Source organism: Arhodomonas sp. KWT (assembly GCF_010993615.1).
Genome location: NZ_WNXE01000037.1, coordinates 1 through 5,484 on the forward strand (window position 1 = coordinate 1; position 5,484 = coordinate 5,484).

Annotated in this window: 6 protein-coding genes; all 6 read right to left on the reverse strand. The window is 72.9% G+C overall.

Features of this window, described 5'->3' with window-relative positions; genetic code table 11:
* A partial coding sequence (locus G7A99_RS08440; protein WP_371807604.1) for an antibiotic biosynthesis monooxygenase occupies positions 1-156 on the reverse strand: 156 nt, incomplete at its 3' end.
* Positions 157-195: 39 nt separating this feature from the next.
* The gene (locus G7A99_RS08445; protein ID WP_163139519.1) at positions 196-984 is read right to left on the reverse strand and encodes a heme ABC transporter ATP-binding protein; all 789 of its coding nucleotides are present in this window, start codon (positions 982-984) and stop codon (positions 196-198) included.
* Complete coding sequence (locus G7A99_RS08450) at positions 978-2,072, reverse strand: iron ABC transporter permease (RefSeq protein ID WP_163139521.1); 1,095 nt, start codon at positions 2,070-2,072, stop codon at positions 978-980. Before G7A99_RS08450 ends, G7A99_RS08445 begins: the two co-directional genes overlap by 7 nt.
* 2 nt (positions 2,073-2,074) lie before the next feature.
* Positions 2,075-2,986, reverse strand: coding sequence for a hemin ABC transporter substrate-binding protein (locus G7A99_RS08455; protein WP_018718059.1), 912 nt, complete (start codon positions 2,984-2,986; stop codon positions 2,075-2,077).
* Entirely contained in the window at positions 2,980-5,088 is a 2,109-nt protein-coding gene (locus G7A99_RS08460) for a TonB-dependent hemoglobin/transferrin/lactoferrin family receptor (protein WP_163139523.1), read from the reverse strand. The genes G7A99_RS08455 and G7A99_RS08460 overlap by 7 nt, the downstream gene beginning before the upstream one ends.
* A 105-nt stretch (positions 5,089-5,193) precedes the next feature.
* Positions 5,194-5,379 carry a hemin uptake protein HemP gene (hemP, locus tag G7A99_RS08465; RefSeq protein WP_018718057.1) on the reverse strand — a complete coding sequence of 62 codons (186 nt, stop codon included), beginning with the start codon at positions 5,377-5,379 and terminating at the stop codon, positions 5,194-5,196.
* Positions 5,380-5,484 lie beyond the last annotated feature (105 nt).

Genomic DNA, 5,484 nt, shown 5'->3' on the forward strand with positions numbered 1-5,484 from the left:
GTCCTCCGCCTCCGGGCCGCGCAGCAGGTGGAACTCGATGAACCCCGGCACCTCCTGGAGGTGGGAGTCGCGCTCGCGCCAGATGCGCTCGAACTCCTCCTCATGACCGTGGCGCACCTTGAACCGGTTCATTGCGATGAACATGACGACCTCCATGGTCAGCAACGGGTGTTGTTGGGGACACAGCGTAACCGCTCACGCCGGCCGCACGAACGGCCGGCCGCTGGCGGCGTCGAGGTGCACGCGCACCCGCACGCCGAAGACCTCGCGCATCAGCGCCCTGTCCAGCACCGCCGACGGCGCGCCGGCGGCAATCACGGTGCCACCGGCGAGCACCACCAGCCGGTCCGCACAGGCGGCGGCCAGGTTCGGGTCGTGGAGCACTGCGAGGACACCGCCGCCCCGGCGCGCGAGCCGCCGCGCCAGGGCCACGATGCGCTGCTGATGACCGATGTCCAGGTTGTTGGTGGGCTCGTCCAGCAGCAGGTAGCGCCCGCCGGGCTCGCCGCGGCCGGGCGCCGGCACGATCTGGGCGAGCACGCGGGCGAGCTGCACGCGCTGGCGCTCGCCGCCCGAGAGTCCCGGATAGGCGCGCCCGGCGAGGTGCGCCACGCCGGCCCGGCGCAGCGCCGCGTCAACGATGCGGACGTCGTCCGCCCGCCTGCCCATTCCCGCGTGGGGGCTGCGCCCGAGCGATACCACCTCGCGCACGGTCAGCGCAAAGCCGAGCGCCGGCGCCTGCGGGAGCACCGCCCGCCGGCGGGCCAGCGCCGTACGATGCCAGTCCTCCAGCGGCACGTCGTCCAGCGACACGGCCCCCCGGTCCGGCCGCAATGCCCCGGAGAGCACGCGCAGGAGGGTCGACTTGCCCGCCCCGTTCGGGCCGATCAACGCCACCGTCTCCCCCGGGGCGACGGCGATGTCCACCCCGGCGAGCAGCACCCGGCCGCCCCGGGCAACGCCGATCCCGCGCCCGCTCAGCACCAGCCGTCCTCACCGCCACGGCGGCGCATCAGCAGCCACAGGAAGAACGGCCCGCCGATGCAGCTGGTCACCACCCCGATGGGCAGCTCCGCGGGCAGCACCATGGTGCGGGCGAGCAGGTCGGCGGCGAGCACCAGGGCCGAACCGAGAACGGCGGAGAGCGGCAGCACCAGGCGATGACGCACGCCCACGCTCAGGCGCACGAGATGCGGCACGACCAGGCCGACGAAGCCGATCACCCCGGTCAGCGCCACCGCGGCCCCCACCGCCAGGGCACACAGGGCGATGATCCGGCGCTTGCAACGCTCGACCTCGAAGCCCAGGTGCAACGCCTCGGTCTCGCCCAGCAGCAGGGCGTCGAGCTCCCCGGCGAAGCGCATCAGCGCCAGCGCCGGCACCACGATGAACGCCAGTACCGGTGCCAACCGCGCCCAGGTGACCCCGCCAAGGCTGCCGAGCATCCAGAAGTTGAGGTCCCGCAGGGCCTGGTCGTCGCTGACGAACACCAACAGCCCGATCGCGGCGCCGGCGATGGCGTTCACCGCCACGCCGGCGAGGAGCAGGGTGGGGATGTCCGTGCGCCCCTCGGTGCTGGCGATGCGGTAGACCGCGAAGGTCACCGCCAGTCCACCGGCGAAGGCGGCCGCCGGCACCGCGAGCACCGGCGTCAGGAAGGGGAGTACCGCGGTGAGCGCAGCGGAGAAGACGATGGCGGTGGCCGCCGCCAGCCCGGCGCCGGTGGATACACCGATCAGCCCCGGGTCCGCCAGCGGATTGCGGAACAGCCCCTGCAGGGCCGCCCCGGCCAGCGCCAGCGCCGCGCCCACGGCCGTGCCCAGCACCACCCGGGGCAGACGGATCACGGTCACCACGGTCTCGTGCGCCGGCACCGCCGGCGCCACCGGCAGGCCGGCGCTCCGGGCGAGGATGGTCACGACCTCGTCCGCCGGAACGGCCACCGCACCCACGGACAGGCCGGCCAGGATGGTCGCGCCCCACAACGCGGCAAACACGGCAGCGATCGCGATGACCCGGCGCCGCTCCCGGGCATCCCCACCGGTGTCCGCGGCCGTGACCACCGCCGCCACCGTCAGCGGTCTCCGCCGGAGGACGCCGGATGCAGCCGCTCCGCCAGCCGTCCCGCGGCGGCCGGCGTGCGCGGCCCGAAGCCCAGTAGCAACAGCGCGTCCATGGACACGACGCGCCCCTGCCGGGCCGCCGGTGTCGCGCCCAGCACCGGATGCGCGCGCACCCCCTCGCGCCCCTCCAGCGCGTCCAGCGCACGGCGCGTGAGCAGCAGCCAGTCCGGGGAGGCGGCGATCACCGCCTCCGCGGACAGCGGCCGGAAACCGCTGTAGGCGGTAACGGCGCCCCTGCCGCCGGCCAGTCGGACGATGCCCTCGGCGGACGTCCCCCTCCCGGCGGCCATCAGGTTACCCGGGCCGGCGGCGATCAGGGTGAGCACCGTCGGGCGCGTCCTCGTATCGGCGACACGGCGGCGCAGGGCCGCGAAGTCCGCGGACAGCCGCGCAACCAGCCGCCGCCCGCGGCCTTCGACACCGAGGGCACCGGCTACAACACGCACCTTCTCCAGCACCCCGCCGGGACTCGACCGGTCGGGCACCCGGGTGACGGCGATGCCCGCCTCCCGCAGCTGTTCGAAGACCACCGGCGGCCCGGCATCGGCCATCGCGATCACCCGGTCCGGCGCCAGGGCGATGATGGGCTCGGCGGAGAGCCGCCGCATGTAGCCGACGTCCGGCAGCGTCGTCGCCTCGGGCGGATAGGTGCTGGTGCTGTCCACCGCGACCAGCGCGTCCATGCGATCGAGGGCGTGGACGATCTCGGTGACCGCCCCGCCGATGGCGACCACGCGTTCGGGCCGATCGGCGGCGCGCACGCCGCTGGCCGCGAGCACGGCAAGCACGGCGAGGACGCCCGCGGCCACCAGCACGGTGCGTCCGGGACGCCCGGGGCGTGGGTGCTGCGGTCGCTTCACCATGACAGCCGGTACCCCAGCGCGATCCTGACGTTGCGCCCGGGCTCGGCGGCACCGGTGTAGGTTCGCGAGTAGGCCTCGTCGAAGGCGTTATCGACGCCCAGACGGACCGTCAGCCCGCGCAGGGCCGGCCGTCGCGGCCGCCAGGTAGCGGAGAGGTCCACCACGGTGTAGCTGGCCCGCTCCTCGGACGGGTCGTCCACCTCGTCGAATTCCGCGGCATGGAGCAGCCGGGCACCGACGGTGGTATCCGTCGCCGGCAGCTCGTAGCGCGCGGACAGGCTCACCTGCGGCGGCGTGAGCACGCCGAGCTTCTCGCCGGTGCGCTCGTCCTCGCCGTCGATGCGCGAGAAGCCGAGGCTCGTACGCAGCCGGCCGACACGGTAGTGGGCCTCGATCTCGTCGCCCCACAACCGCGCCTCGGCGACGTTCACCGAGCGGGTGGTGCCGTCGCAGGCGCCGGGGACCGCGGGGTTGCAGTCCGCGAACGGCGATGGCTGGCGGACCTGGGTGTCGATGAAGTCGTCGCCGTGGATCTCGTAGTGGGAGAGCTTGATCCCGAAGCGGTCGCCGTCGACGAGGACGTCCGGGAACCGCAGTCCGCCACCGAACTCCCAGGTCTGCGTGCGCTGGGGCTCGAGGTCCGGGTTGCTCTCGAAGCGGTTGGTGATCGTGCCGAAGGGCGCCCCGAGGGGGATCTGGAAATGGGTACCGCTGGGATAGGCCTCACCGAGGGTGGGCGCGCGGAAGGCCTCGGCACGGTTGACGAACAGCATGGTCCCGCGGGTGGGCTTCCAGGTCAGGCCCAGCCGCGGCGAGACCGCGTCGTCGCTGAGGTCCTCGTCCACGTCGTCGGCGCTCGCCTTGAAGCGGTCGTAGCGCACGCCCGGTATCAGCAGCAGCTCGCCGGGCATGCCGCCGGGCGCACTCCAGCGCAACTCCGCCTGGGCAAACACCGCGGCAAAGTCGTACTCGGCGTCCGGCACGCCGGCGCGTTCGCCGCTGGCATCGCCCCCATCCTGGACGTCGCGGTAGCCCTCCACGCCGTAGGTGACGGTCGTCTCCGCCCCGGCGAACGCGGTCTGCGAGCTGTTGTCCAGGCGCAGACCGGTGGTATCCAGGTGGCGGCGCAGGCGCTCGCCCTCGGGACCGAGGCCGTCGTCGTCCAGGCGGCGCTCGTCCACCCGGGTCTCGTTGCGGTAGAGGCTGACGGCGAGATCGACCCAGGGATCGGACGGGTCGTCGTGGGCGTAGCGCAGCCGCGCGGTATCCGCGCGGATATCCTTGGCGACCGAGTTCTCGTCGCCGGCACCCTGGCCGTTGTTAGGCTCGCGGGCGTCGTTGTCGAAGCGCTGGAACGAGAGCTCGACCTCGCTGTCCTCGTCGGGCTGCCAGCGCCCCTTGGCGAGGCCGGAGACGATGTCGTCGTCGCTGTTGGTCAGCTCGTTGCCGTCACCCAGCTCGATGGTGCCGGAATCACGGCGGGTGATGCTGGCGAGCACGCCGAGATCGTCCCGCGGCCGGCCATAGGCGGTAACCCCGGCGTGGCGCTCGTGATTCACGCCCTGGTAGCCGCCGCGCAGCCATATCCCGGCATGCTCGTCCGGGGCGAGCAGGTCCTCGGCGCGCAGGGTCCGCAGGGCGATGACACCCCCGGTCGCGCCGCTGCCGTACAGCGAGGAGGCCGGGCCGCGAACGACCTCGACCTCGCGCAGCAGCGAGGGGTCGACGAAGAACCGGCCGTCGTGGCCGGAGAGGAAATTCTGGCGGGCGCCATCCAGGGTCACCACCACGTCCGCCCCGGCGAGCCCACGGATGCTGGGCACCTCGCCGGTACGCCGGGGCCCGCCGGTGAACTCGACCCCCGGCAGATCGCCGAGGATGTCGTCCGGCGTCGACGGCTGGCGCTCACGGATCGTCCCGGAATCCACCACGCTCACCATCCCCGGATAGTCAAAGGCCTCGATGGGCGTACGCATCGCGGTCACCGAGATGTAATCCAGCTCCAGCGGGGGCGCCACATCGTCACTATCCGCCGCCGCTGCGGCCGCCGTGAGCGCGAGCATGACCGCCGCACCGGTTCCCGTTTTCGTCCAGCCGTGCATAACCTGTCTCCCGATCAGGTTCCGCGGTCCTGGCTGGCGGCCACGGGGACGCGGCACTGGCTGGCTCGGACTCGAGTGGGTTGTCCTCCCCCGCGGGGTGCGGGGTCATTTCGTCAGGATCAGCTTGTCGCTGTTGGTGCGCCGCAGGCGGTATTCCTGCCGCCCGTGCACGATGATGGCCTCGCCGGCGCTGCCGAGCAGGCAGCGTGCGTCGATCCGGCGCGGGCCGCCGCCCCGGTCGCCGCGCGGTGGCGTCCGCGGCAGGGCCTCGTCGTCGCCCGTACCCGACATCCTCCTCCCTCCCCGTGAAGGCCTCGATCGAATGGCACAAGGCTATAGCGCGATCGGCAAAAACGCAAACGAGAATTGTTAGCGTATACCGGTGTTATTATTGCA

Bases quoted from the DNA above. Each gene is read 5' to 3' on its own strand.
- G7A99_RS08460 (WP_163139523.1), bottom strand. From the start codon at position 5,088: ATGCACGGCTGGACGAAAACGGGAACCGGTGCGGCGGTCATGCTCGCG.
- G7A99_RS08455 (WP_018718059.1), bottom strand. From the start codon at position 2,986: ATGGTGAAGCGACCGCAGCACCCACGCCCCGGGCGTCCCGGACGCACC.
- hemP (WP_018718057.1), bottom strand. From the start codon at position 5,379: ATGTCGGGTACGGGCGACGACGAGGCCCTGCCGCGGACGCCACCGCGC.